26 protein-coding genes and 1 pseudogene are annotated in these 26,024 nt (G+C 64.5%); 16 read left to right on the forward strand and 11 right to left on the reverse strand.

Annotated elements, in window-relative coordinates:
* Positions 1-95: 95 nt before the first annotated feature.
* The 8 genes and pseudogenes from NLY43_RS28450 to pcaQ all read right to left on the reverse strand — a co-directional run bounded on the left by NLY43_RS28450 (position 96) and on the right by pcaQ (position 8,359).
* Positions 96-1,541, reverse strand: a complete 1,446-nt coding sequence (locus tag NLY43_RS28450; RefSeq protein ID WP_023712122.1) for an aldehyde dehydrogenase — start codon at positions 1,539-1,541, stop codon at positions 96-98.
* 95 nt (positions 1,542-1,636) lie between these two features.
* Positions 1,637-2,422, reverse strand: coding sequence for a coniferyl-alcohol dehydrogenase (locus tag NLY43_RS28455; protein ID WP_031199494.1), 786 nt, complete (start codon positions 2,420-2,422; stop codon positions 1,637-1,639).
* A gap of 2 nt (positions 2,423-2,424) precedes the next feature.
* Entirely contained in the window at positions 2,425-3,489 is a 1,065-nt protein-coding gene (locus NLY43_RS28460) for a branched-chain amino acid ABC transporter permease (protein ID WP_023712120.1), read from the reverse strand.
* Positions 3,486-4,382, reverse strand: coding sequence for a branched-chain amino acid ABC transporter permease (locus tag NLY43_RS28465; RefSeq protein WP_023712119.1), 897 nt, complete (start codon positions 4,380-4,382; stop codon positions 3,486-3,488). The genes NLY43_RS28460 and NLY43_RS28465 overlap by 4 nt, the downstream gene beginning before the upstream one ends.
* The gene (locus NLY43_RS28470) at positions 4,379-5,107 is read right to left on the reverse strand and encodes an ABC transporter ATP-binding protein (RefSeq protein WP_023712118.1); all 729 of its coding nucleotides are present in this window, start codon (positions 5,105-5,107) and stop codon (positions 4,379-4,381) included. Before NLY43_RS28470 ends, NLY43_RS28465 begins: the two co-directional genes overlap by 4 nt.
* Positions 5,104-5,844 (reverse strand): ABC transporter ATP-binding protein, encoded by a 741-nt coding sequence (locus NLY43_RS28475; RefSeq protein ID WP_023712117.1) that lies wholly within the window; start codon positions 5,842-5,844, stop codon positions 5,104-5,106. Before NLY43_RS28475 ends, NLY43_RS28470 begins: the two co-directional genes overlap by 4 nt.
* Positions 5,845-5,867: 23 nt before the next feature.
* On the reverse strand, positions 5,868-7,166 hold the full coding sequence (locus tag NLY43_RS28480) for an ABC transporter substrate-binding protein (RefSeq protein ID WP_023712116.1): 1,299 nt from the start codon (positions 7,164-7,166) through the stop codon (positions 5,868-5,870).
* 276 nt (positions 7,167-7,442) lie between these two features.
* Positions 7,443-8,359 (reverse strand): annotated as a pseudogene (pcaQ, locus tag NLY43_RS28485) (pca operon transcription factor PcaQ).
* A gap of 92 nt (positions 8,360-8,451) precedes the next feature.
* Between pcaQ and pcaD the strand changes: the two are divergent.
* From pcaD to pobA, 6 genes are read left to right on the forward strand one after another with little or no spacing between them, the layout of a single operon-like run.
* Positions 8,452-9,261 carry a 3-oxoadipate enol-lactonase gene (pcaD, locus tag NLY43_RS28490; RefSeq protein WP_023712113.1) on the forward strand — a complete coding sequence of 270 codons (810 nt, stop codon included), beginning with the start codon at positions 8,452-8,454 and terminating at the stop codon, positions 9,259-9,261.
* Entirely contained in the window at positions 9,254-9,667 is a 414-nt protein-coding gene (pcaC, locus tag NLY43_RS28495) for a 4-carboxymuconolactone decarboxylase (protein WP_023668153.1), read from the forward strand. The genes pcaD and pcaC overlap by 8 nt, the downstream gene beginning before the upstream one ends.
* Entirely contained in the window at positions 9,657-10,412 is a 756-nt protein-coding gene (pcaH, locus tag NLY43_RS28500) for a protocatechuate 3,4-dioxygenase subunit beta (RefSeq protein ID WP_023704676.1), read from the forward strand. Before pcaC ends, pcaH begins: the two co-directional genes overlap by 11 nt.
* Positions 10,412-11,026 (forward strand): protocatechuate 3,4-dioxygenase subunit alpha, encoded by a 615-nt coding sequence (gene pcaG, locus NLY43_RS28505; RefSeq protein ID WP_023712112.1) that lies wholly within the window; start codon positions 10,412-10,414, stop codon positions 11,024-11,026. The genes pcaH and pcaG overlap by 1 nt, the downstream gene beginning before the upstream one ends.
* A gap of 16 nt (positions 11,027-11,042) precedes the next feature.
* The gene (locus NLY43_RS28510; RefSeq protein WP_023712111.1) at positions 11,043-12,095 is read left to right on the forward strand and encodes a 3-carboxy-cis,cis-muconate cycloisomerase; all 1,053 of its coding nucleotides are present in this window, start codon (positions 11,043-11,045) and stop codon (positions 12,093-12,095) included.
* A complete protein-coding gene (gene pobA / locus NLY43_RS28515) occupies positions 12,095-13,267 on the forward strand; it encodes a 4-hydroxybenzoate 3-monooxygenase (protein ID WP_023712110.1) in 1,173 nt (390 codons plus the stop codon). The genes NLY43_RS28510 and pobA overlap by 1 nt, the downstream gene beginning before the upstream one ends.
* 13 nt (positions 13,268-13,280) lie before the next feature.
* Here the strand turns inward: pobA and pcaF are convergent, their stop codons facing one another.
* Genes pcaF through NLY43_RS28530 form a run of 3 tightly spaced genes read right to left on the reverse strand, consistent with a single transcriptional unit; the run spans position 13,281 to position 16,130 of the window.
* On the reverse strand, positions 13,281-14,486 hold the full coding sequence (pcaF, locus tag NLY43_RS28520; RefSeq protein ID WP_023712109.1) for a 3-oxoadipyl-CoA thiolase: 1,206 nt from the start codon (positions 14,484-14,486) through the stop codon (positions 13,281-13,283).
* Position 14,487: 1 nt separating this feature from the next.
* Positions 14,488-15,276: a CoA-transferase subunit beta gene (locus NLY43_RS28525; protein ID WP_023690761.1), complete on the reverse strand. Its 789-nt coding sequence runs from the start codon at positions 15,274-15,276 to the stop codon at positions 14,488-14,490.
* Positions 15,273-16,130, reverse strand: a complete 858-nt coding sequence (locus NLY43_RS28530) for a CoA transferase subunit A (RefSeq protein WP_023696235.1) — start codon at positions 16,128-16,130, stop codon at positions 15,273-15,275. Before NLY43_RS28530 ends, NLY43_RS28525 begins: the two co-directional genes overlap by 4 nt.
* A gap of 116 nt (positions 16,131-16,246) precedes the next feature.
* Here NLY43_RS28530 and NLY43_RS28535 point away from each other — a divergent pair, with 116 nt between their 5' ends.
* The 10 genes from NLY43_RS28535 (at position 16,247) to NLY43_RS28580 (ending at position 26,006) form a co-directional block, all read left to right on the forward strand.
* Positions 16,247-17,017 carry an IclR family transcriptional regulator domain-containing protein gene (locus NLY43_RS28535; RefSeq protein WP_023702155.1) on the forward strand — a complete coding sequence of 257 codons (771 nt, stop codon included), beginning with the start codon at positions 16,247-16,249 and terminating at the stop codon, positions 17,015-17,017.
* A 207-nt stretch (positions 17,018-17,224) separates the two neighbouring features.
* Positions 17,225-17,950, forward strand: a complete 726-nt coding sequence (locus NLY43_RS28540; protein WP_023712108.1) for a GntR family transcriptional regulator — start codon at positions 17,225-17,227, stop codon at positions 17,948-17,950.
* A 3-nt stretch (positions 17,951-17,953) separates the two neighbouring features.
* Positions 17,954-18,988 carry an ADP-ribosylglycohydrolase family protein gene (locus NLY43_RS28545; RefSeq protein WP_023712107.1) on the forward strand — a complete coding sequence of 345 codons (1,035 nt, stop codon included), beginning with the start codon at positions 17,954-17,956 and terminating at the stop codon, positions 18,986-18,988.
* Entirely contained in the window at positions 18,985-19,959 is a 975-nt protein-coding gene (locus tag NLY43_RS28550; RefSeq protein ID WP_023712106.1) for a PfkB family carbohydrate kinase, read from the forward strand. Before NLY43_RS28545 ends, NLY43_RS28550 begins: the two co-directional genes overlap by 4 nt.
* A 33-nt stretch (positions 19,960-19,992) precedes the next feature.
* A complete protein-coding gene (locus NLY43_RS28555; RefSeq protein WP_023687931.1) occupies positions 19,993-21,054 on the forward strand; it encodes an ABC transporter substrate-binding protein in 1,062 nt (353 codons plus the stop codon).
* Between the two features lie 66 nt (positions 21,055-21,120).
* The gene (locus tag NLY43_RS28560; RefSeq protein ID WP_023712105.1) at positions 21,121-21,990 is read left to right on the forward strand and encodes an ABC transporter permease; all 870 of its coding nucleotides are present in this window, start codon (positions 21,121-21,123) and stop codon (positions 21,988-21,990) included.
* Positions 21,990-22,778 carry an ABC transporter permease gene (locus NLY43_RS28565; protein ID WP_023712104.1) on the forward strand — a complete coding sequence of 263 codons (789 nt, stop codon included), beginning with the start codon at positions 21,990-21,992 and terminating at the stop codon, positions 22,776-22,778. Before NLY43_RS28560 ends, NLY43_RS28565 begins: the two co-directional genes overlap by 1 nt.
* Positions 22,778-23,845, forward strand: coding sequence for an ABC transporter ATP-binding protein (locus tag NLY43_RS28570; protein ID WP_023712103.1), 1,068 nt, complete (start codon positions 22,778-22,780; stop codon positions 23,843-23,845). The genes NLY43_RS28565 and NLY43_RS28570 overlap by 1 nt, the downstream gene beginning before the upstream one ends.
* A gap of 103 nt (positions 23,846-23,948) precedes the next feature.
* Positions 23,949-25,037, forward strand: coding sequence for a Gfo/Idh/MocA family protein (locus NLY43_RS28575; RefSeq protein WP_023712102.1), 1,089 nt, complete (start codon positions 23,949-23,951; stop codon positions 25,035-25,037).
* A 54-nt stretch (positions 25,038-25,091) separates the two neighbouring features.
* Complete coding sequence (locus tag NLY43_RS28580) at positions 25,092-26,006, forward strand: sugar phosphate isomerase/epimerase family protein (RefSeq protein ID WP_023705643.1); 915 nt, start codon at positions 25,092-25,094, stop codon at positions 26,004-26,006.
* The last annotated feature ends 18 nt before the right edge of the window (positions 26,007-26,024 follow it).

Here is a 26,024-nt window from a genome sequence, read left to right on the forward strand (position 1 = left end):
TCGAGCCTTGCCGGGTTTTGATGCGGGAATCCGTTGGCTCGCCAGGCAACGGCCCTGAGGGCTCCTTTCCTTCTCCCCTGTGAGAGAAGGTGGAGTCAAAACGGATAGTGCTGCCCCGGATCCTCGATGGTCAGCCAGCGCAGGTCGGTGAACTCGGCAATCGAGGCCTTGCCGCCGAAGCGGCCGTAGCCTGAACCCTTGACGCCGCCGAACGGCATTTGCGCCTCGTCGCCGACGGTCGGGCCGTTGATGTGGCAGATACCGGCTTCGATGCGCGCGGCAACCGCCATGGCACGGCGGATGTCGCGGCTGAACACGGCTGAAGACAGGCCGTATTCGGTATCGTTGGCGACACATACCGCTTCGTCCTCGCCCTTGACGCGGATCACCGGCTTGACCGGGCCGAAGGATTCTTCCGAATAGACGCGCATCGCTGGCGTCACGTGGTCGAGCAATGTCGCCTCGACCACGGTTCCGGTGCGCTTGCCGCCGGCCACAAGCCTGGCGCCCTTGGCGACGGCGTCGGCAACCAGTTCTTCCATCTTGTCGGCGGCTTGGTCGCTGATCAGCGAACCGAGCACGACATGGCCGCGCGGGTCGCCGGCAGGCAGCTGCGCGGCGCGGGCGGCGAGCTTGGCGACGAATTCGTCGGCGACCTTTTCATCGACGACCAGACGCTCGGTCGACATGCAGATCTGGCCCTGATGCATGTAGGCGCCGAAGGTCGCGGCATTGACCGCGGCGTCGATGTCGGCATCGTCGAGCACGACCAGCGGCGCCTTGCCGCCGAGTTCGAGCAGCGCCGGCTTCAAGTGACGGCCGGCGAGTTCGGCAATGATCCTGCCGACCTTGGTCGAGCCGGTGAAGTTGACACGCCTTACGGCGGGGTGCGCGACCAGTGCCTCGACGATTGTCGCTGCGTCGTTGGGATGATTGGTGACGACATTGATGACGCCCTTGGGCAGGCCGGCCTCGACCAGCACCTGCCCGATCAGCCGGTGTGTGCCTGGGCACATTTCCGAAGCTTTCAGCACAACCGTGTTGCCGCAGGCGATCGGCATGGCGATGGCACGGGTTCCGAGGATGACCGGTGCATTCCACGGCGCGATGCCGAGGCAGACGCCGGCCGGCTGGCGGATCGCCATGGCCAGCGTGCCGGGCTTGTCGGAGGGAATGACCTCGCCCGAAATCTGCGTCGTCATGGCGGCTGCCTCGCGCAGCATTTTGGCGGCGAGCATGACGTTGAAGCCGGCCCAGGGGCCGGTCGCGCCGGTTTCTTCCATCATCAATTTGGTGAATTCGCCGACCTTGGAGTCCATGACATCGGCCGCCTTGGACAGCAAAGCGCGGCGCTCGCCCGGACCGGTCTTCGACCACGTCTTGAAAGCGGCAGCAGCGGCTTCGACCGCGGCATTGGCGTCGGCGATGCTGGCTGCGGCAGCGCGGGTCGCCAGCTTGCCGGTGAACGGGTCCATGCGCTCGTAAGAGGCTGAGCCGGAGGCATCCCTTTTATCGCCGTCGATCAGAAGTCCGATGTCCATTGTTCTCTCCCTCGCTCGCCGTCGAGCGTCTTTTCTACCTATTATCGACCACGATCTGATTCCGAACACCGGCTCCCACTTTTCGGGATCATGGTCTAGAAGCCGAGCACCTCGGCATTGATCGATGCTTCAAGCCCACCGTCAACCGGCACATTGGCGCCGTTGATCCAGCGTGCGCCGTCCGAGCACAGGAACAGCACGACAGGCGCGATGTCGCCCGATGTGCCGGCGCGGCCGACACGGGCGATGTCGCTATCGACGCGGGCGTCGCCCAGCACATTGCGGAACTGTTTGAGGATCGGCGTCTCGACCGGGCCGGGGCTCACTGCATTGACGCGGATGCCGCGGCTCCTGAACAGGTCCTGATGCGCGGCGCGCTGCGTCCACAACAGCAGCAGCTCCTTGGAAACGGAATAGCCTTCCTCGTTCTTCACCTGATGGTCGGCGACCACCTCCGCCACATCGGGAAAGCCTTCGATGCCGACCATCGATGCCGCGCGGTTGAGATTGGCGCGCCAGCCATAGCCGGCGATCGAGGCGACGTTGACCACGGCGCCGCCTTCACGAAGTCTGGGTGCGAGGCCTTCCGAGAGCGCGCGCAGGCCATAGAAGTTGACGGCCAGTGTCGACACCGCACCGGTGTTGCCGGGGAGGCCGGCGACATTGCAGAGCGCATCGATGCGCTGCGGCAGGCGCCCGAGGAGATCGTCGACGCCGGCCTTGAACGAGATGTCGGCCTTGACGAAGAAGCCGACCGGTGCGGCAGGTTCACGCACGTCGACGCCGATCACGTCAGCGCCCAGTTGGCCGGCAAGTTCGGCCGTGCGAGCGCCGATACCAGAGGCGACACCGGTGATGAGGATGGTCTTGCCGAACAGCATGGTCACGCCTTTTCTGGATGCGTTGCGGCCTGTTGCGGCGAGGGCGCCGCGTCGCCATCTGCGGCGTTTGGCGGGAGCCTGACGCGATAGCCGACCGGCAGCAGGCGCAGGCCAAAGCGCTCCTCCAGCGTTCCCCACAGGCCGCGCGGCAGGAAGAGCGAGAACAGCACCGCCGTGGCGCCGAGGCCGATCAGATACCAGACGCCGGTGCCGCCGAACCAGGTCTCGATGAGGAAGAACAGCAGCGCACCCAGAATGGCGCCCTCGAAGGTGCCGATGCCGCCGACCAGCACCATGAAGATCATGTAGGCGGTCCACTGGACGTTGAAGTAGGTTTTCGGCTGGAAGGTGATCGACGTGGCCAACCACAGCGCGCCGGCCATGCCGATGCCGAAGGCGGCGAGCACGAAGAGCAGCCGCTTGGTTCCGGTGACGCGCACGCCGACCGATGCCGCGGCCTCCTCATTGTCCCTGATGGCGCGGATGGCCGCACCCGTGCTGCCACGCAGCAGGCTAAACAGGGTGGCGAGCAGCGCCGTCATCGCGGCCAACGCCAGCCAGTAGATCGTTGCCCGCCTGGAGCCGGCGTCATAGCCGTTGAGCGAGATCAGCGACGTCCCGGTCTCGCCTTGCACCAGCCGGTCGAGATTGACCAGGAGATGGGTGAGCGCCGCGATCACCCACATGCCGATGGCGAACTCGCCGTTCTTCAGCTTCAGCATGAATAGCGACATTGGCCAGGAGATCGCGCCGACAATGATCGCCGAGACAAACAGAGAAGCGAACGGGTTGAGGCCGGCATCGGCCAGGCGGATGGTGAAATAGGCGCCGAGGCCGAAGAACACTTGCTGTCCCACCGAAACCAGCCCGCCGAAGCCGGCCAGCGCGTTCCACATCGCCGCCAGGATCACATAGATGAACAAGGCGGTCATGCGGTCGACGGCGCCGGCCGACAGGAAATGCGGCGCAACAGCGAGCAGCGCGATGATGACGACGACCGCGATCGCCGAGATGCGCGAGGCGGAGGTGCCGCGCTCGATGACGGGGGCGTTTAAAACCGCGCTCATGATGCTTTCCTCGCGGGCAGGCGCAGCAGGCCGCGCAGGCCGAGGCCGGAGGTGGAGAGCCGGATGAACAGCACGATCAGGAAGGCGACATGGCCGCCGATCAGAAAACCTTGCGGATGGATCTGCGCGCCGAGGGTCTGGGCGAGCGCCAGCATGATGCCGCCGACCAGCGTGCCCCATAGCGAACCGGCGCCGCCGATCACCGCCGCCTCGAAAGCGAACAGCAATTGAGGTGCGCCGGTATAGGGATCGAAGGTGGCGCGCATGGCGAGGAAGGCGCCGGCCAGCCCAACGGTGACCATGGCGATGGCGGCGGCGAGGGCATTGGCGCGGCGCGCATCGACGCCGACGAGACCGGCCGTGTCGGGATCTTCCGACGTGGCGCGGATCGAGCGGCCAAGCCTGGTGCGGGTGAGGAACAGCTGCAGTCCGCCAAGCAATATGACGGCGGCGGCGAACATGATCACGGCAAGCTTGCCGACATAGATGCTGCCCGGCCATTCCCAGGAATCGTAGGAGAGGCTGCCGATATAGGGCGCCAGCGAACGTGTGTCGGCGCCGAACTGCTCGAACAGCGCATTGTCGATGACGATGGCGAGGCCGAACGTGGTCAGGATCGGCAGGAGCGCGCCGCCGCGGGCGCTGCGCTCGAGCAGGAAGCGCTGCAGCGCCCAGCCGATGGCCGCCATCAGCGGCAGCACGATGAGCAGGCCGACGAAGGGCGAGATATGGAATTGCGAGGCGAGCCACCACAGCGCGTAGGCGGAAAACACGGCCAGGCTGCCATGCGCGAGGTTGATTATGCGCATCACCGAAAACATGAAGGAGAGGCCGCAGGCGATCAGCGCGTAGTAGCCGCCGAGCAGGATGCCCTGGACGATCTGGTTGCTCATGCCGGCACACTCCCGGCGCTTTTCCTGTGCAGGCCGAAATAGGCTTTCGTCACTTCATCGCGGGACATGCCCTTGCTCGGGCCTTCCAGCGCGACGCGTCCTTCGAGCATGCAGATGACCTTGTCCGAGACCGAGAGCGCGCGATTGAGGTCCTGTTCGACCAGGATGATCGTCGTGCCGGAGCTGATCAGCCCTTGCAGCGAAGCGTATACGCGATCGACCACCAGCGGCGACAGGCCGAGCGAGACCTCGTCGAGCAGCAGCAGCTCCGGATTGCTCATCAACGCGCGGCCGATGGCGGTGGCCTGCTGCTCGCCACCGGAGAGATGCCCGGTCTTGGCGTGGCGGCGCGGCTTCAGATTGAGGAACGTGTCGAGCACTCGTTCCACGCTCCAGTCGCCGGGACGGCCGGCGGCCTTGCCAAGCAGGAGGTTCTCCTCGACCGTCATCTGCACGAACAGTTTTCGCCCTTCCGGCACCAGCGCGACGCCCATGCCGACGCGCTTGTGCGAGGGAACGCCGGTGATATCGGCGCCATTCAGCAGCACGCGGCCGGCCGTCGGCTCATGGGCGCCGGCGATCGCCCGCAGCAGCGTCGTCTTGCCGGCGCCGTTGGCGCCGACCAGCGCCAGCGTTTCGCCGCGCTCGATCGTAAAGCTCACACCGCGCACCGCCTGCAACAGGCCATGGCGGACGACCAGATTCTCGATTGCGAGCAGGCTCATTTCGGGCCTCCGCCGAGATAGGCGCGCACGACTTCCGGGTCGGCCATCACCGCTTGCGGCTCGCCATCGGCGATGATCTTGCCGGCGTCCATACAGATCAGCCGCTCTGCCACCTGCAGCAGGATGTGGACGATGTGCTCGATCCAGACGATGCCGATCTTGCGGCGGCGCAATTCCTTGATGGTATCGACAAGTTCGCTCGCCTCGCCATCGGTCAGTCCGCCGCCGATCTCGTCGAGCAGAAGCAGCGTAGGCCTTGCCGCGAGCGCGCGGGCAAGTTCCAGCCGCTTGCGGTCGAGCAGGCCGAGCGTTTCGGCGCGCCGGTTGGCCACGCCCATCATGCCGCACAGTTTCAGCGCCTCCAGCGCCTCTTCATAGGCCTCGTCGCGGGCGAGACCGGCGCCATGCGACGCGGCAACAAAAGCGTTCTCGAACGTGGTCATGCCGCTGAACGGCTTGGGCACCTGGTGCGTGCGCACCAGGCCGAGCCGGCAGCGCTGCGTTGCCGGCAGCGCTGTCACATCGCCGCCCTTGAAGGCGACCGTGCCGGCGCTCGGCGGGAAGGCGCCTGACAAGATGCTGAGCAGCGTCGTCTTGCCGGCGCCGTTCGGGCCGACGATGCCGACGGCCTCGTCGGCATTCATGGCGAAATCGATGTCGTCGAGCACCACCAGCGCGCCGAAGCGTTTCTGGATGCCGGCAGCGCTGAGGATCGCGGCGTTTGCTGAACCGTTCACGATGCGATCCCCGTAGCCGTCCGTCAGCCGTTATACGGCTGGAGCTTGGCTTCGACCGGCACCTTCGGGTCGGTGGCATTCTCGGTGACGACATAGTCGAGCGGGAACTTGCCGCCTTCCTTGGCGGCCACCCATTGCGTGCCGATGATCGGGCCGGGCGAGACATTGGCGACCGGGCCGCTGGTGAAGTCGACCTTGCCGATCATGGTCTCGATGTTGAGCGTGCTCAGGGCCTTGGCGACCGCTGCCTTGTCCTTGGCGTCGGCGCTGGCCTTCAGCGCTTCGAAGCCGGCGTCGAGCAGCGACATCGAAGCGCCGAGCTGCTGCGTCCACTGCTTGCCGCTGGCGGCCTCATAACCGTCGGCCAGTTCGGTCCCCGAAACGCCGGTCAGCGGCGACTTGTAGGGGAAGGCCTTGTGCCAGTACGCGGCGCTCGAAATCTTGTTGCCGAGATCGCCGAGCGCCTCGATGTCGGACGGGAACAGCCCGGTCTTGGCGACCTGGCAGATCTTGATCTGCTTGATCAGGCCTTGCTGCGCGGCCTGGCGCCAGAAGGCGGCGAAGTCCGGCGGGATCGGGAAGGAGTTGAAGATCTCGACGCCTTCCTGTTTGAACAGTGCGATCTGCGAGGAATAGTCGGTGGTGCCGGTCTCGTAGGCGCCGGGATCGACGATGGTGAAACCCTGCTTTGCCAGCAACGGCGCCAGATGGGTGCGGATGGCATTGCCGTCGGCGTCGTTGGGATACATGACGCCGACCTTCTTGTTGGTCTCGATCAGGCTCCATTGCGAGATGTAGGTCCGGAAGAACTCGTCGACGCCGAAGCCGAAATGATAGGTCCATTTGAACGGCGAGGGTTCGCCGGGCTTGGCGCCGCGGCCGAAATACCAGGCCTCCCACGGCATGACGGTGGAGAGGCAAGGCACGCCGGCGGCTTCGCAGGCGTCGGCGACCGGGTTGATCACCTCCGGCGTCGACACCGCCAGCATCAGGTCGACGGCCTGGTTGTTGATGAGGTCCTTGGCGAGCTGGCCGGCGCGCGACGGGTCGGATTGCGTGTCCTGGTCGATGATCTCGACACTGTATTTCTTGCCGCCGATGTCGAGGCCGTTGGCGAGCGCCTTGCGGGCGAGATCGAGCACATAGCCGTCGGTCTGGCCGAAGCCGGCGAGCGGCCCGGTGCGCGGGCTGACAAAGCCGACCTTCAGCGTGTCGGCGGCCTGCGCGAATGCCTGGCCGCGGCTGAGCGCAAGTGCCGCGCCGCCGGCGAGCGATGTGGCGATGAACTGGCGCCGCGAGACGCCGGATTTGCTTGAGGTCATGCTGGTATTCCTCCCTTTCCTGACGGCACCTGGAGGTCACCGCCGGCCTGCTCAAAATCGATGCCGCCCGTTCTTAAGATCGGAGATCGCCCCGGCATGCCTTGAGGCGGCAGCGGAACGCCGCCAATGCCGATAACGGCACGATTTCGATCCTCCCATCGTCACAGTGCCCTAGGTGTTTGGTTTGGTAAAATGATATTTTGCGGTGTTTCGTTAACCAACAGGTTATGGAAATACGGCTGAAGGCCCGCTCTGCGCCAGATTGGCGAAAGGTGCTCAGGCGTTCTGGCTGGCCGCCTCGCGAATGGTCTGCAGCAGGATGGTGAAGGCCGGCGAAGGCGCAGTGTCGGTCCGCATCGTCAGGCCGACGGGCCCTTTGGTTTCCTCGGTGTTGACGGGCAAGGCGACGAAGGCGCCGCTGGAGAGTTCGTTGGCGACGACGCCTGTCGATATGATCCAGACCGCATTGCTTTGGCGCAGGAAGGCACGGCCGAAGGAATCCGAGACGGTCTCGATCTCGGTCGCAGGCGCCGTCATGCCGTTGGTGATGAACAGGCGGTCGACGAACGGGCGGATGACCGACTCCCGCGTCGGCATCAGCACCGGGAATTCATCGAGCCGGGCGAAGATGTCCTGGCCCGGCTGCAGCAGCGGATGGCCGGCCCTCACCACGAACAGCACCGGTTCGGAATAGAGATGCTCGAAGAAGAAGCCGGTCATGTTTTCCGGCGCCGCAAGCCGGCCGACGACGAGATCGAGCGCACCGACGCGCAACTGTTCCAGCAGGACCGCGTTCTCGCCGGTGACGATCTTGATCGCAGCACCGGTATTTTCACTCAGGAACAGGCTTATGGCGCGTGGCATCACCTTGGCCGACACTGTCGGGAGCGCGCCGATGCGGATCGGATGCCGGTTGATGGCGCCGTCCTGGCGGACGGAATCGACGCCGCGCTTCAGTGCCGTGATCGCCGTGCCGGCATGGCCGAGAAAGATTTCGCCAAGCCGCGTCACCCTGATGCCGCGGCCGTCGCGTTCGACGACAGCGATGCCAAGCGCCTCTCCAATTCGCGCAACGTCTTGGTCACGGCCGGTGGGCTGACATGGAGAAAGTCGGCCGCCCTCGCCACGCTGCCTTGCCGCGCTACCTCAAGGAATGCCTGCAGGTGACGGAACCTTATGCGGCTTTCGGACATGTTCTCATAACCTAGCAGTTAATGAAACGGCGTAAAATATCATTTTACCAAACCAAATGCCTTGTGCAATGTGAACACGGAGGATCGAAATCGTGCCATTCGTCAACATTGGCGGCATCACGCTGCACCATCGCCATATCAAGGCGAAGGGAAATGCGCGGCCGATCGTGTTCATCAATTCGCTGGGCACCGACTTCCGCATCTGGGACGAGGTGTTGTCCGAACTGGGTGGCGAAATGCCTGTGTTGGTCTACGACAAGCGCGGCCATGGCCTGTCCGACATTGGTGGCGTCAGCTCGATCGACGAGCATGTCGATGATCTGTCGGGCCTGATCGATCATTTCGAACTGAACAATGCGGTGCTGTGCGGCCTGTCGGTGGGCGGCCTGATTGCGCAAGGGTTTTATGCCCGGCGCCCCGAAATCGTCGACGGCCTCATCCTGTGCGACACCGCCCACAAGATCGGCACGGCCGACAGCTGGAACACCCGCATCGAAACGGTCGAAAGCAAAGGCATCCAGGCCATCGCCGATGCCGTGCTCAAAATGTGGTTTACGCCTGCCTTCCACGCGGACCGTGTCGCCGAGCTCGACGGCTACTGGAACATGATGACCCGGCAAGCCGTCGCCGGCTATGTCGGCACCTGCGCCGCGGTGCGCGATGCCGATTTTACCGAGGCTGCGCAGGCGATCGCGGTGCCCACGCTTTGCGTCGTTGGCGACCAGGACGGCTCGACGCCGCCGGATCTCGTCCGCTGGCTGGCCGATCTGATCCCAGGCGCACATTTCGAAATCATTCGTGACGCCGCGCACATCCCTTGCGTCGAACAGCCCGAGGCGCTGACCACCCTGATCCGCGATTTCGTCGCGGCGCTTCCCCTGAGAAAGCAGACCCATGGATGAACTGCCCAAAAACGAAACCAGATACCGAACCGGGCTGACCGTCAGGCGCTCGGTGCTCGGCGACCCTCATGTCGATCGCAGCGAGGATGCCGTCACCGATTTCGACCGGCCGTTCCAGGAGCTGATCACCGAGGCAGCATGGGGCACTGTGTGGGCGCGTCCGGGCTTCAGCAGGCGCGAACGCTCGATCGTGACGCTGGCACTGCTGGCCGCCCTTGGCCATGATGAAGAGGTCGCCATGCATGTGCGCGCCACCGCCAACACCGGTGCGTCGCGCGACGATATCTGCGAAGCGTTCCTGCATGTCGCGATCTATGCCGGCGTGCCGGCGGCCAACCGCGCCTTCAGGATCGCCAAGGAGGTGTTTTCGGAAATGGACGGAAGCAGGGCTGGCCATGCCAGCTGATGCCGGCTCGAACCGCAGGCCCGAGACCGGCGCCTTCTTCCAGCGCGACCGCGGCTGGCACCCGCCGGCGCTGACGCCCGACTACAAGACTTCGGTGCTGCGCTCGCCGCAGAAGGCGCTGCTGGCCTTCGACAACACGGCGTCGGAGATCACCGGTCCGGTGTTCGGCCACGCCGTGCTGGGCGAACTCGACAATGACCTGATCCACAATTTTGCAAAGTCCGGCGAGAGCGCCATCGGCGAGCGTATCATCGTCTATGGCCGCGTGCTCGACGAGCGCGGCCAGGGCGTCTCCGGCGCGCTGCTCGAATTCTGGCAGGCCAATGCGGGCGGCCGCTACCGCCACAAGAAGGACGGCTATCTGGCGCCGCTCGATCCGAATTTCGGCGGCTGCGGCCGCACCATCACCGATGCCGACGGCGGCTATGCCTTTCGCACGGTGAAGCCAGGTCCCTATCCCTGGCCGAACGGGCCCAATGACTGGCGGCCGTCGCACATCCATTTCTCGGTGTTCGGCCACGGCTTCGCACAGCGGCTGATCACCCAGATGTATTTCGAGGGCGACCCGCTGATCTGGCGGTGCCCGATCGTGCGCGGTATCCGCGACAAGGCGGCGATTGAGACGCTGGTCGCCGCGCTCGACATGCAGGCGACGATCCCGTTCGACGCGCGCGCCTACAAGTTCGACATCGTGTTGCGCGGACGCCGCGCCTCGCTGTTCGAAAACCGTCCGGAGGGCAATTGATGGCGCAATCGCTGACCCGGCTGAAGGAGAGCCCGTCGCAGACCGCCGGGCCCTACGTGCATATCGGGCTGACGCCGAATTTCGGCGGTATCGGCGGCGTCTACCCGACAGACCTGGGCGCCACGATGCTCAACGACAACGCCAAGGGCGACCGCATCGGTTTGCGCATTCGCGTGCTCGACGGCACCGGCACGCCGCTCAGGGATGCGTTGATCGAGATCTGGCAAGCGGATGCCAATGGCTTCTACAATTCGCCGGCCGAATTGCGCGGCGATGCCGATCCGGATTTTCAGGGCTGGGGCCGTCAGCCGACCGACATGGAAACCGGCCTGTGCAGTTTTCAGACGATCAAGCCGGGACGCGTGCCGTATGGCGACGGCCGGCTGATGGCGCCGCATATCAGCCTGTGGATCGTCGCCCGCGGCATCAATATCGGCCTCCACACGCGGCTCTATTTCTCCGACGAGGCCAAGGCCAATGCCGAGGATCCGATCCTGGCCCGCATCGAGCACAAGGTGCGCGTGCCGACGCTGATCGCCGAGCGGCAAGGCGACAACTATATTTTCGACGTCCATCTCCAGGGGGAGAAGGAAACGGTCTTCTTCGACAGCTGACGGAGGAAACCAGCACATGACCGTATCGCCCTTCGACCATCCGCTGCTTTCCGGCCTGCTCGGCGACGAGGAGGCGGCTCGGCATTTTTCGGTGGATGCGGAAATCGCCGCCATGCTCGATTTCGAGCGCGCGCTGGCGCAAGCGGAAGCCGAAAGCGGGATTATCGGCACGGATGCCGCCGCGGCGATTGTACCTGTCCTGTTGTCCTACAAGCCGGATACCGCGCGGCTGCGGGCCGGTGTGGCGAAAGATGGCGTGATCGTGCCCGAACTGGTGCGCCAGTTGAAGGCAGCGGTCGGCGCGCCGCACGACGCCGGCGTGCATTTCGGCGCAACCAGCCAGGACGTCATCGACACTGGCCTGGTGCTTCGGCTGCGCCGGCTCATTGAACATCTCGACCTGCTGCTGACTGAAAACATTCTGCGGCTGGTGGGGCTGGAAGAACGTTTTGGCAGCCGTGCATTGACAGCGATGACGCGCATGCAGCCGGCGATCCCAATTCAGGCGTCGGACCGCGTGGCGGTGTGGCGCACGCCGCTGCAACGGCATCAGCAGAGACTGTCGGAGCAATCCAAGGGTCTGCTCGTGGTGCAGTTTGGCGGCGCTGCCGGCACGCTGGAGAAGCTCGGCGACAAGGGGCCTGCGGTGCGCGCAGCCCTTGCCGCAAAACTCGGCCTTGGCGATGCGCCGCAATGGCACAGCCAGCGCGATGCGCTGGCCGAATTCGCCGGGCTGCTATCGCTTGTCACCGGCAGCCTCGGCAAATTCGGCCAGGACGTTGCGTTGATGGCGCAAGGTGGAACCGACATCAAGCTGTCCGGCGGTGGCGGCTCGTCGGCCATGCCGCACAAGCAGAACCCGGTGAAGGCGGAAGTGCTGGTGACGCTGGCGCGCTTCAACGCCACCCAGCTTTCCGGCATGCACCAGGCGCTGGTGCATGAGCAGGAGCGCTCCGGTGCTGCCTGGACGCTGGAATGGCTGCTCTTGCCGCAAATGGCGATAGCGACCGCGGCTGCGCTACGGCTCGCCGCCGAACTCGCCGGACAGATCGAAAGCCTCGGACACTGATGCGCACAAAGATCGTCATTGTCGGCTCCGGACCGTCCGGGCTGCTGCTTGGCCAGCTTCTCGGCACCATTGGTGTCGAGACGGTGATCCTCGAACGTTCGAGCCGGCAGCATGTGCTTGGCCGGGTGCGGGCAGGGGTGCTCGAACAAGGCACCGTCGAGTTGCTCGAAGAGGCGGGCGCAGCTGTAAGGCTGCATGCCGAGGGCCTGCTGCATGCCGGCATCTCGCTTGCGTTCGGCGGCGGCCTGCACCGGCTCGACCTCACGGCACTGACCGGCGGCAAGCATGTCACCGTCTATGGTCAGACCGAAGTGACGCACGATCTGATGGACAAGCGCGAGGCGGCCGGGCTGACCACCGTCTATGAGGCGGCCAACGTCGCGCTGCATGGTTTCGATGGCGAAGCGCCCTACGTCACCTACGACAAGGACGGCGTCAGCCATTGCATCGACTGCGACTTCATCGCCGGCTGCGACGGCTATCACGGCGTTAGCCGCAAATCGGCGCCTGGGCGGGCGCTGAAAACCTTCGAGCGGACCTATCCCTTCGGCTGGCTCGGCGTGCTGGCCGAAGTGCCGCCGGCCGATCACGAACTGGTCTACGCCAACCATGAGCGGGGCTTTGCGCTGTGCTCGATGCGGTCGACGCATCGCAGCCGCTACTATGTGCAGGTCCCGGCTGACGAACAGGTCGACGCCTGGAGCGACGGTCGCTTCTGGGACGAATTGCGCAGTCGCCTGCCGGAACAGACCGCAGCCGCGGTCGTTACCGGCCCGTCCTTCGAAAAATCAATCGCGCCGCTGCGCTCCTTCGTCGCCGAGCCGATGCGCTTCGGCCGGCTGTTCCTGGTCGGCGACGCCGCCCATATCGTGCCGCCGACGGGCGCCAAGGGGCTCAACCTCGCCGCCAGCGATGTGCGCTATCTCTTTGCCGGGCTTCGCGAATTCTATCTGGACAAATCACCAAGCGGGCTCGACGCTTATTCAGCCAAGGCGCTGGCCAGAGTGTGGAAGGCGGTGCGCTTCTCCTGGTGGATGACGACGATGCTGCACCGCTTTCCCGATACGGGCGAGTTCGGCCAGCGCATCCAGGAAGCCGAGCTCGACTATCTCGTGCATTCGCAAGCGGCGTCGACCGCGCTGGCTGAAAACTATGTCGGTTTGCCCTATTAAGGGCGGTGCAAACTCAAACCCGTTCGAGCGCCACCGCGATGCCCTGGCCGACGCCGATGCACATGGTGGCCAGCGCATAGCGGGCGCTGCGCTCGCGCAGTTCCAGTGCCGCGGTGCCAGTGATACGCGCGCCCGACATGCCCAAGGGATGACCAAGCGCGATGGCGCCGCCATTCGGATTAACGTGCTCCGCGTCCTCGGAGATGCCGAGTTGGCGGAGCACGGCGATGCCTTGGGAGGCGAAAGCTTCGTTGAGCTCGATGACATCGAATTGCTGCGGTGTCAGGCCGAGGCGGGCGCAGAGCTTTTGTGTCGCCGGGGCAGGGCCGATGCCCATGATGCGTGGCGCCACGCCGGCAGCAGCGCCGCCGAGGACGCGGGCGATCGGCGTCAGGCCGTATTTTTTCACAGCCGCTTCGGAGGCGATGATCAGCGCTGCCGCGCCGTCATTGACGCCGGACGCGTTGCCGGCGGTGACGGTGCCGCCCTGGCGGAACGGCGTCGGCAATTTGGCTAGCGACTCGACCGTGGTGCCGGCGCGGGGATGCTCATCCTTCGATACGATAATCGCATCGCCCTTTTTCTGTGGGATCGTCACCGGGGTAATCTCCTTCGCCAGCCGGCCATTGGCCTGTGCCGCGACGGCCTTGTCCTGGCTGCGCACGGCAAAGGCGTCCTGGTCGGCGCGCGACACTGAAAAATCCTCGGCGACGTTCTCGCCGGTCTCCGGCATGGAATCGACGCCATACTGTTTCTTCATCAGCGGGTTGATGAAACGCCAGCCGATGGTGGTGTCGTGGATCTCGGCATGGCGCGAAAAGGCGGTCTCGGCCTTGGGCATGACGAAGGGGGCGCGGCTCATCGATTCGACGCCGCCGGCGATCATCAACTCGGCTTCGCCCGCCTTGATGGCGCGGGCGGCGATGGTGAGCGCGTCCATGCCGGACCCGCAGAGGCGATTGACGGTCGAGCCTGACACTTCCTGCGGCAATCCGGCGAGCAGGAGCGACATGCGCGCGACATTGCGATTGTCCTCGCCGGCCTGGTTGGCGCAGCCATAGACGACGTCGTCGATGGCCTGCCAGTCGATGCCGGAATTGCGCTCGACCAGCGCCTTCAGCGGAATGGCGCCGAGATCGTCGGCCCGCACCGACGACAGCGAGCCGCCGAAACGGCCGATCGGGGTGCGGATGTAATCGCAGATGAATGCCTCGGTCATGTCATGCAGCCTTTTCTTTTCCGCTTCCCTCATGCGCCGCCTTGGTGCGGGCCTGCAGGTCACGCAATGTCGTCAGCTCGAGTTCCGTCGGCGCCGGCGTTTCGTCAAGCGCCTCGGCGAACTTTACGATCCAGCCGCAGCTGTCCTGCACCTGCTGCCGCGTCACGCCGGGATGCAGCGACACCACGGTGAATTCCTTGCTCATCGGGTCGGGCTTCCAGATGGCGAGGTCGGTGATCAGCAGCGTCGGTCCAGCGGTGTCGATGCCTAGGCGCTGGCGGTGATCGCCCCCATCGCCATGGCCGAAGGAGGTGAAGAAGTCGATCTTCTCGACCATGCCGCGCTTGGACTGCGCCATGGTGATGTAGATCTCCTTCGACGAGGTGGCGATCTCCGGCGCGCCGCCGCCGCCGGGCAGGCGGGTCTTGGGATGCGCATAGTCGCCGATGATGGTGGTGTTGATGTTGCCGAACTTGTCGAGCTGGGCGGCACCGAGGAAACCGATCGAAATGCGGCCGCCCTGCAGCCAGTAACGAAACATCTCCGGCACCGAGACGGTCGTGACGGCGGTATCGCAAAGTTCGCCGTCACCGATCGACAGCGGCAAAACATCGGGCGCGGTGCCGATGGTGCCGCTTTCATAGATCAGCGTGATGTCGGGCGCATGCGTCAGCCGCGCGACGTTGCAGGCGGCTGACGGCGCGCCAATGCCGACGAAGCAGACATCGTCGTTTTTCAGGGCTCGGCTGGCGGCAATCGTCATCATCTCATTGGGAGTAAAGCCGCTCATCCCGCGCTCCTCAGATGCTTTACGCGGCCGGCGAAATCGTCCGCCGTGCGATCGAGGACATTGGCCTGCATCCAGGTCTGGAATTTTTCACGGTCGGCGGCGATGTCGTCCCATTCGAGATAGGCGGCGTTGTCCCTGGCATAGTAGCCGTGCGTGTAGGAGGGATGCGAACCGCCTGATACCACCGAGATCGCAGCGATGGTCCAGCGCGGCAGCACGGTGAGGTTGGGATGCAGGTCGTCGAAATTGTCGACGACTTCCTCTACCGTCACCACGGCGCGCTTGGCCGCGAGCACCGCTTCCTTCTGGATGCCGATAATGCCTTCGACCAGAACATTGCCTTTTTTGTCGGCCTTCTGAGCGTGGATGAAGGTCACGTCCGGTCGGATGGAAGGAACGGCGGCAAGCACCTCGCCGGTGAACGGGCAGGTGACCGAGCGGATGTTGGGATTGACTGCCGCCAGCCCGGCGCCGCGATAGCCGCGGAACACCGCGCAAGGCAGGCCGGCAGCTCCCGCCTCGTAGGCGTTGGCCATGCCGGCATGGCTGTGCTCCTCGATCTCGATCGACCGGGGGAAGCCGTTCTCGATGGCGTCGCGGGCGCGGCGCAGCAGGCCGACGCCGGGATTGCCGACATAGGAGAAGATGATCTTCTTGGCCATGCCCATGCCGATCATCTGGTCGTAGATCAGGTCGGGGGTCATGCGGATGAGCGTCAGGTCGCGAAAGCCCTGGCGGATGGCCTCATGCGCCGCCGCCGTCGGGATCAGATGCGTGAAGCCTTCGAAGGCCACCGTATCGCCATCATGCAGGTTCTCCGCCACGGCCTGTTTGAGCGGCAGGAAATTGACCATCGCCAAGAACTCCGAAGTTCAAAAAGTTCGTATTGCGAACATTTGTTTTGTATGAGATATTTTTACATCGCGCCGCCGAGACGAGTCAAGGCGGCGCATTGTCTTGCGGAGGCCGCATGGAGGACAAGGCAACGACGCGCGACCATGTCGGCTCGCTGGAGCGCGGCCTTGCAGTCATGGAGATACTGGCCCGGCATCCGGCCGGGATGACGCTGACCGAAATGGCGGAGGAGGCGGGGCTGACCCGCGCCGGCGCGCGTCGCTTCCTGCTGACGCTGACCGCCACCGGCTATGCCACGCAATCCGGCCGGCAGTTTTCGCTATCGCCGCGCCTGCTCACCATCGTGCGCTCTTGGCTCGGCGGCGCCTCGCTGTGGACATTCGCGGCATCCATCATGCGCGACGTCGCGGGCCAGTTCGACGAGGCCTGTAACGCGGCGGTGCTGTCGGGCGAGGAAGTCGTCTATGTCGCGCGCATTCCTGGCCGCCGCATCCTCAGCGTTTCGCTCGATGTCGGCACCAGGCTGCCGGCGCATTGCACCTCGATGGGGCGCGTCCTGCTTGCGGGGCTGGGCGCGGATGAGCTGAAGGCCTTGCTTGCAGAGGCGAGGATCGAGCGGCGCACGCCGAAGACGATCACCAGCCGCGCCGCGCTGGCCAAGGCCATCGACGCGGCGAGGGCGGATGGCTTTGCCGTCGTCGATGAAGAACTGGAACTTGGCCTGCGCTCGATAGCGGTGCCGATCTATGACCGCGCCGGCAAGACCGTGGCGGCGATCAACGTCTCGACGCAGTCGGCGCGGCTCTCCGTCGAGGCGATGGAGCGGGATATCCTGCCAGCGCTGCGGACGGCCAAGCAACGGATCGAGGAATTTTTCTTCGTGTGAGCGCAAGGCTAATCGCCTGAGGGAAGCGCTGCCCCCGCTCTGTCTCGGAGACGGGACGCCCTGCGCGGTTAGCGTCGCCATGCGAACAAACGATGCCTTGGGGCACCTGAGCACAACGCATATGCGTGAATCCAAATATATCGTTGACGTCGCCCTTCAACTCCAATATCGAACAGGACTATACAGGTTTACTGAACAGGTACCCATATGAAGCGGCGCGCGGTTCAACTTTCTCCCGGCACGGGCAAGCCCGAGCAGATCGCCACCGTTCTCGAACATGAGATCCGCTCCGGCGTGCTTGGCTTCGGCGACCGCCTGCAAAGCGAGAACGAACTCGTCCAGCGCTTTTCCGTCAGCCGCAACACGGTCCGCAAGGGCCTCGAGGAGCTGTCCAGCCGCGGGCTGATCACCACCAAGGTCGGCATCGGCTCCTTCGTCACCTTCGACGGCAAGCCGGTCGACGACGCCATCGGCTGGTCGCGGGCACTGGCCAATGCCGGCGCCAATGCCGAGACCCGGACGCTGCGGCTTGAAGTGATCGAGGATGCCGAGCTTGCCGCGCTCCTTGGCATCGAAAGCCCGTTCTTCATCGCCGTCGACCGGGTGCGCACCAATGCCAGCGACGGCCATGCGATCTCCATCGAACGCAGCCGCCTGCCGCTGTCGCCCGAACTGGAGGACGTGCCGCTGCGTGGCCTGCGCGAAGGCTCGCTGCACCAGACGCTGCGCGCCGCCGGCCTCATCCCAGACCATGGCGAGGAATGGGTGGGCATCGAGATGCTCAACCCCGAAGACGCCGCCATTCTCGGCTGCCCGCAAGGCACGCCGTTCCTGCGCGGACGCCGGCTGACGCGTGCGGCTGACGACCGGCCGATCGAATATGTAACCAGCCTGCTCAACCCGGCGCATTTCGCGCTGCATATGAGGTTTTGAGCGATGCCGGACAGAACCAACGACACGCTCGATCGCGCCATGGGCGCGCTTGTCGGTGGGGCGCTCGGTGATGCGCTGGGCATGCCGACGCAGCTTCTGTCGCCGGCGCGGATCGCCGAGCTATACGGCCATGTCGAGGATTTCGTGGCGCCGTTTGCCGATCATCCGGTGTCGAAGGGGCTCGTTGCCGGCACCATCACCGACGATACCGAACAGGCGCTGCTGCTTGGTCGCATTCTCGTCGAGTCCGGCGACCGCTTCGATCATGCGCGCTGGGTGAACGCACTGCTCGACTGGGAGCGCGAGGTCAAGGCGCGCGGCAGCTATGACCTGCTGGGACCATCGACCAAGCGCGCCATCGACGCCATCAATGACGGCGTGCCGGCGGAAGAGGCGGGAAGCCGGGGCGACACCAATGGCGCGGCCATGCGCATCGCGCCGGTCGGCATCATGATGCCGCTGGAACCGTTCGATGCTTTTATCGCCAAGGTGGCGGAGACCTGCCGTGCGACGCACAACACCTCGATCGCCATCGCTTCGGCCGCAGCAGTTGCCGCCGCCGCCAGCCACGGCGTCGCCGGTGGCGACTGGCGTGCCGCTTCCGACAGCGCGGTAGCAGCCGCGCGGCGAGGCGCCCGGCTCGGACATTGGGTGACTGGTGGCGATATCGCCGCGCGTATCGCCTGGGCGCAGGAGCTCGTGCGCGGCAAGACCATGCGGGATGCGATTGGGCTCATCACCGATCTCGTCGGCACCGGTGTGGCCAGCCAGGAGTCCGTGCCGGCAGCTTTCGCCGTGCTTGAAGTCGCGCAGGGCGATCCCTGGCAAGCGGCAATCATCAGCGCCAATCTCGGCGGCGACACCGACACGATCGGCGCGATTGCCTCAGGCATGGCCGGCGCCTGCGTCGGCTTTTCGCAACTGCCGCAACAACACATTGCCGGGCTCGTCGGCATAGATATGGGGGAGGTGCGCTCGCTTGCCGAAGACCTCGTCGCGGCGCGCACGGCAAAGGCCAGCAAGGATGCCGCGGCATGAGTGGGCGTCTGGTCCATATCGGCAGCGCCGTCGTCGACTATGTCTACCGCATCGACGCCTTGCCGGCGCCGGGCTGCGAGAAGACCGCGTCGAGCTTTGCGCAGGTCGCCGGCGGCGGCTTCAACATGATGGTCGCGGCCAGCCGCACCGGCATGACGGTGGTGTTCGGCGGCCAGCTCGGCAGCGGACCGAATGGCGATTTTTTGCGCGCCGCGTTTGCGGCCGAAGGCATCATAACGCTGACGTCGCCATCGCCGGTCATGGACAGCGGCAATTGCGTCGCCATGATCTCCGGCGATGCCGAGCGCACCTTCGTGTCGTGGCCCGGTGCGGAGAGCATTCTCAGCCTCGAGATGATGAGGCCCGTGGTGGTCGCGTCTGATGATTGGGTGTTCACGTCAGGCTACACGCTGAGCTATCTCGGCAGCCACAACGCGCTGACCGACTGGATCGAGGCGCTGCCAGAAAACATTCCCTTCGTTTTCGATCCAACGCCGGTCATCGCGGATATCCCACGTCCCATCCTGTCGCGGGTGCTTGCCCGTACGACATGGCTGAGCTGCAACATGACGGAAGCGGTCGAGATCGCTGGGCAAGGCGATGTCGAGGCACTCGCCGCCCGGCTGCTCGCCGACCACTGCTCAAAGGCCGAAGGCGTCGTTATCCGCGCCGGCGCCAAGGGCTGTTTCGTGAGGTTGGTCAATGGCGAGACGCAGACCATTGCCGGCTTCAAGGTCGATGCCATCGACACCAATGGCGCCGGCGACACCCATATCGGCGGTTTCGTCAGTGCACTCTCGCGCGGCGTGCATCCCTTCGAGGCGGCGCGCTATGCCAATGCGGCGGCAGCACTTTCCGTCACCCGCCATGGCGGCTCATCGGCGCCGACCGACAGCGAGATCCAGACTTTCCTGAGCCATGCCGCCACGGGCGAGCCGGGCCAGAACCAGAAGGCCCATCAGACAGCCTGACCCGCCAAGCGGGAAAACAAGAGAGGAACGAACATGCGCATGCCAAGACTGACTGCCCTGCTGACGGCGACCGCCGTCATCACCTCCGCGCTCACGCTGGCCGCCAGTGCCGCCGAAGTGCATGTGCTCAACTGGAAGGGCTACGGCGCCGACGAGCCGTGGGCGATCGAAGCCTTCGAAAAGGCGACCGGCAACAAGGTCGTGAACGACTTCTTCAATTCCGAACAGGAAATGCTGACCAAGATCCGCACCAATCCGGGCCTCTATGACGTGGTCATGATCAACGCCGCCTTCAACGATCAGGCGATGGCGGAAAAGCTGATCCAGCCGATCGATGTCTCGAAGCTGCCGAACTATGCCGACATCAGCAAGGACAAGGCGCAATCGCCGATGCTCGACCATGACGGCAAGGTCTATGGCGTGCCGTGGGTGTGGGGCCTGACGGCGCTGGCAATCAACGAAAAGTCCTTCGACAAGCCACCGACCTCGATCGCCGAAATGTGGGACCCAGCGCATAAGGGCCGGGTCGTCATTCGCGACGACGCTGTCGAAGCGGTGCAGTTCGGCGCCATCGCCACCGGTCAGAATATCAACGACATCAAGGATATGGAAGCGGTCAAGGCGAAGCTGACCTCGCTGATGCCGCAGATCAAGACGTTCTGGAGTTCGGAGAACGACTGGAACCAGATGGTCGCCTCCAACCAGATCGACATCGGCACCTATTGGAGCGGCTCGGCCGATCGCGCCAAGACCCACTTCAAGCTGCCGGTCTCGCTGGTCGTTCCGCAGGAAGGCGCCGTCGCCTGGCTCGACGCGTTCTCGATCCCGGTGGGCTCGAAGAATGTCGAAGGTGCGCAGGCCTTCATCAACTGGATGATCGATCCGAAATTCTATGTCGAATGGGTCACCAAGGTCGGCGCTCCGGTGTCGGCCAACACCAAGGCGGTGGAAGCGCTGCCTGAAGACTCCTTCAACCGCAAGGTGATGGGCGATCCCGAGGTGGCCAAGCGCATCCAGTTCCAGGCGCCGATCACCGACGCGCAGCGCGAGGCCTATCTGGCGCTGTGGCAGCAGCTCAAAGTCGACGTGAAGTAACGCTCACGTCCGGACCAGCCGGCGGTTGGCGCCGGCTGGCCCTTCAATCCTGGGGAGGAGGGTATCATGGCGGTACAGGGTGCGGTCGCGTCGCGCAGCGGGCTGAGATCGGCCCTGCCGCTGCTGGCGCCGGCCTATCTCTGGCTGACGGTGGCGATCTTCCTGCCGCTCTCGGCCATGGTGTTCTTCTCCTTCATGACCGACCTGCCGCTGTCGGGAAAGCCGTGGGCCTTGACCCTTGGCAATTACGCCGCCTTCTTCTCGCAGAGCCTGTACCTGACGCTGCTGCTCGCTTCGCTGCGGCTCGGCCTCGAAGTGACTTTGTGGTGCGTCGTCATCGGTTATCCCGCAGCCTATGTGTTGGCCAAGGTGCTGAAGGGGCGCAGCCGGGAGGCGATCTTCCTGCTGGTCATCCTGCCGTTCTGGTCGAACGGGCTGGTGCGCATCTTCTCCTGGGCGATGGTGCTGCGCGAGGGCGGCATCCTCGACACGGCGCTCAACGCCGTGCTGCCGTTCAATATCAACATCGACCTGATGTATTCCTACCCCGCAGTCATCATCGGCCTGGTGCACTCCTACGTGCCCTACATGGTGCTGACCTGTTACCTCACTTTGCAGGCCATCGACGACTCGCTGATCGAGGCCGGACGTTCGCTGGGCGCCTCGCGGCTGCAGGTGCTGAAGCGGGTGATCATCCCGCTGTCTATGCCCGGCCTGGTGGCAGGTGCGGCACTGATCTTCGTGCCGGTCGTCGGCTCGTTCATGGAGCCGCGCATTCTCGGCGGCCGCACCGGCACGTTCTATGGCACGGTGATCGAGGACCAGTTCGTCGCCGTCTTCAACTGGCCGCTGGGGGCGGCGCTTTCCTTCATCCTGCTGGCGGTGGTGCTGGTGATCCTGGCGGTTGCCTCGCCGGTGCTGCGGAGGGCTGCTTGATGATGACGACCCGCATAATCGAAGGACTAGGCCGCTTCTACATCGGACTGCTGCTCGTCTTCCTCTATCTGCCGATCATCATCATGGCGCTGATGTCGTTCAACGTCTCGCCCTTCTACCAATTGCCGTTCGAATGGACGACGGAATGGTATGCCTCGCTCTGGCAGAACGACCAGCTGATCGCGGCGACCTGGAACAGCCTCGAGATCGCGGTCATCACCACGCTCATCTCAGTGGTGCTTGGCTCGGCCGCTTCGCTGGCGCTCTTCCGCTACGACTTCCGCGGCAAGAAAGTGCTGCAGGCGCTGCTGTTTCCGCCGATCGCCATTCCGTGGCTGATCACCGGCACGGCGATGCTGATCTTCTTCTTCGGCGTCGGCATTGGCCGCGGCCTGTTAGCCATCCTGCTCGGCCATGTGGCGCTGGCGCTGCCCTATGTCATCGTCGTCGTCTCGGCCCGGCTGCAGACTTTTGCACCGGAGCTGGAAGAGGCGGCGCGCTCGCTCGGCGCCAACCAGTGGCAGGTGACCGCGCGTGTGACGCTGCCGTGGATCATGCCCGGCGTCATTGCCGGCGGCTTGTTCGCATTTGCCGTGTCGTTCGACCAGTTTGTCGTCTCCTACTTCCTGGCGACGCCGGGGCAGACGACGCTGCCGGTCGAAATCTACGCCGCGATCCGCAAGGGGTTCACGCCCGAGATCAACGCGGTCTCGACCATCATCATTGTCGTGTCGATGGCGCTGATGCTGTTCACGGCGCGCTTCTTCAAATTCGGCGGAGAGAAATAATGGCCGGCGTGCAGGTATCGAACGTCTCCCGCAGTTTTGGCGCGCACAAGGCGCTGGACCACGTCTCCATCGATTTCGCCGATGGCGGTTTCTATGGGCTGCTTGGCCCCTCGGGCAGCGGCAAGACCACGCTGCTCAGGCAAATCGCCGGCTTCGACTTTCCCGACTCCGGCCGCATCGCCATTGGCGGCGAGAGCGTCGAACGGGTGCCGGTCGAAAAGCGGCGCATCGGCATGGTGTTCCAGAACTATGCGCTGTTTCCCAATATGAGCGTCGCCGATAATGTCGCCTTCGGCCTGTCGGTGCGCGGCGAAACGAAAGCGACGATCGCCACCGAAGTGCAGCGCGCGCTCGATCTGGTTCAGCTCGGCAAGCTCGGCGAGCGCCGGCCGCACCAGCTCTCCGGCGGCCAACGCCAGCGTGTGGCGCTGGCGCGCGCCATCGTCACCAAGCCGCGCGTGCTGTTGCTCGACGAGCCGCTCGGCGCGCTCGACAAGGCGCTGCGCGTCGACATGCAGATCGAGCTGAAGCGCATCCAGCGCGAGATCGGCATCACCACCATCTTCGTCACCCACGACCAGGAAGAGGCGCTGACGATGAGCGACCGCATCGGCATATTGCGGGACGGCAGGCTCGTGCAGGAAGGGCCGCCGGAGGAAATCTACGACCGGCCGAAGAGCGAATTCGCCGCCACCTTCCTTGGCGACGCAAACATTTTTCGCGGCGATGCGACCGGCAACGGCATCCGGCTGCCTGACGGCACGGCGATCGCCGCCGGGGTGGGTGATCGGCTTGCCGCCGGTACGAAGGCCAGCTGCGCCGTGCGTCCCGAACGCATTCGCATCGCCACCGATGCCGGGGTTGCGGATGCGGCCAATGCCAACGCTCTGAAGGGCCAGATCTCCAAGCGCATTTTCGCCGGCAACAACAGCACCTATTTCGTCGAGCGTGCCGGCCAGACGTTGAAAGTCATCGTCCAGAATACCGGCAGTGACCGGCTGGCCGAGGGCCAGAATGTAATGCTCAGCTGGTCGCCGGAAAGCACCGTGCTGATTGCCGCAAACTAGTTCGCACCGTCACCCCGGCATGGTTCTGATGGGAATTGATGGAGCGGACCTTGGCTGATGGGCCGGCCATGGCGTTATATCCTGTCGTCCAAGGGAGGAATGGATGGCAGGCCAGGGTTTCGAGCCGGATGTGAGGGTTCGCACCAGCGAATACCGGATCGGTTGCATCGGCGCCGGCATGATCATGGCCGAATGCCATCTTGCCGCCTATGCGCAGGCCGGTTTCCCAGTCGTCGCCATCGCCTCGCGCACCAAGACCAGCGCCGAGAAGGTGGCGAAGCGCTGGAGCATTGCGACCGTCCACGACACACCGGAACAGCTGATCGAGGATTCTGAGGTCGAGATCGTCGACCTTGCCTTTCCGCCCGACCAGCAGCCGGCGCTGATCCGCCATGCGCTGAAGCAGCCTCACATCAAGGCGATCCTGGCGCAGAAGCCACTGGCGCTGTCGGTCGATGAAGCCGTGAAGCTGCGCGACGAGGCAGCCAAGTCAGGCAAGATCCTCTCGGTCAACCAGAACATGCGCTACGACCAGTCGATGCGCGTCCTGAAGCAGATCATCGACAGCGGCGCGCTGGGCGACATCGTCTTTGCGCAGATCGACATGCATGCGATCCCGCACTGGCAGACTTTCCTTCAGGACTACGACCGGCTGACGCTCGCCAATATGAGCGTGCATCATCTGGACGTGCTGCGCTTCCTGTTCGGCGATCCCTCGGAAATCACCACGCTGACGCGCAAGGATCCGCGCACGACATTCGACCATTCAGACGGCATCACCGTCTCGACGCTGCGCTTTCCCTCCGGCGTGCTCGCCGTGTCGCTGGAGGATGTCTGGTCCGGACCGCGCCAGGAGGGCTATGAGGACGACCAGCACATCAACTGGCGCGTCGACGGCACCAAGGGTGTCGCCAAAGGCACGATCGGCTGGCCGAAAGGCGTGGCCTCGACGCTGACCTATGCGTCGACCAAGACGACCGGCGGCGAATGGGTCAGCCCGAGCTGGGACACGATGTGGTTCCCGCATGCCTTCATCGGCGTGATGGAGCAATTGCAGCATGCGGTGAAGACAGGCGCGCCGCCGGCGCTCTCCGTCGCCGATAACGTCAAGACAATGGCACTGGTCGAGGCGGGCTACCGCTCGATGGCGCAAGGCCGCACCGTCAAACTGTCCGAGATATCGATCGACTGAACATGCCGCCGAATAGTGTGGCGGCTGAATCGCTTACCGGGAGGAGTTCACATCATGATGCAGGCAGGTATCTTCACCGGCTATTTCCCCTATGAGCTGGCGGAGGCCGCCCGCCGCATCCGTGCACTCGGCTTCAACACAGTGCAGCTCGACATGCATTTCAGGGATGTCGATCTCACGGCCGGGCAGATCACCGGGGACAAGGCGAGGACAGTGCGCGACACGTTTCGCGACCACAATCTGCCGGTCTGCTGCATCTCGGGCTACACCAACATCATCCATCCCGACAAATCCGAGCGCGAGAAGCGCGTCGGCTATCTCAAGGAAATCATCCGCAATGCGCGCGACTTCGGCTCGCCCTACGTGATCTCGGAGACCGGCACCTACAACACCGAATCCGACTGGGTGCATCATCCCAAAAACAAGACCGAGGAAGGCTTCGAGGAATGCCGCAAGGTGATCTCGGATCTTGCCCAGACGGCTTACGACCATGGCGCGGTGTTCCTGCTCGAAACCTATGTCAACAATGTCGTCGGTTCGGTCGAGGAGACGGTCAAAATGTTCGCGCAGGTCGACCATCCGGGCCTCGGCCTGCTGATGGATCCGACCAATTATTTCGAGGCGCACAATATCGACCGCATGGACCAGGTGCTGAACCAGGTGTTCGACACGCTGGCCGACAAGATCCGCATCGCGCACGCCAAGGACGTCAAGCGCTCAGGCAGCGACAAGACCGAGAAGCATGCCGATATCGGCGACGCGGACGCGCATGAGGGGCTGACCTTCCGCGGCGTCGGCGAGATCGAGCTGCCGGCGCCCGGGCTGGGATCGCTGAATTACGATCTCTATCTGCAGCGGCTCAGTGAGAAGCACCCGAACATCCCTGTTATCATCGAGCATCTGACAGAGGACGACGTGCCGCGCGCAAAGACATTCCTCGACGGGAAATTCCGCGCCAACGGTCTCTAAGGGCAGGGCGAGACGGTG

The organism is Mesorhizobium sp. C416B, assembly GCF_030323165.1.
Classification (GTDB): Bacteria; Pseudomonadota; Alphaproteobacteria; order Rhizobiales; family Rhizobiaceae; genus Mesorhizobium.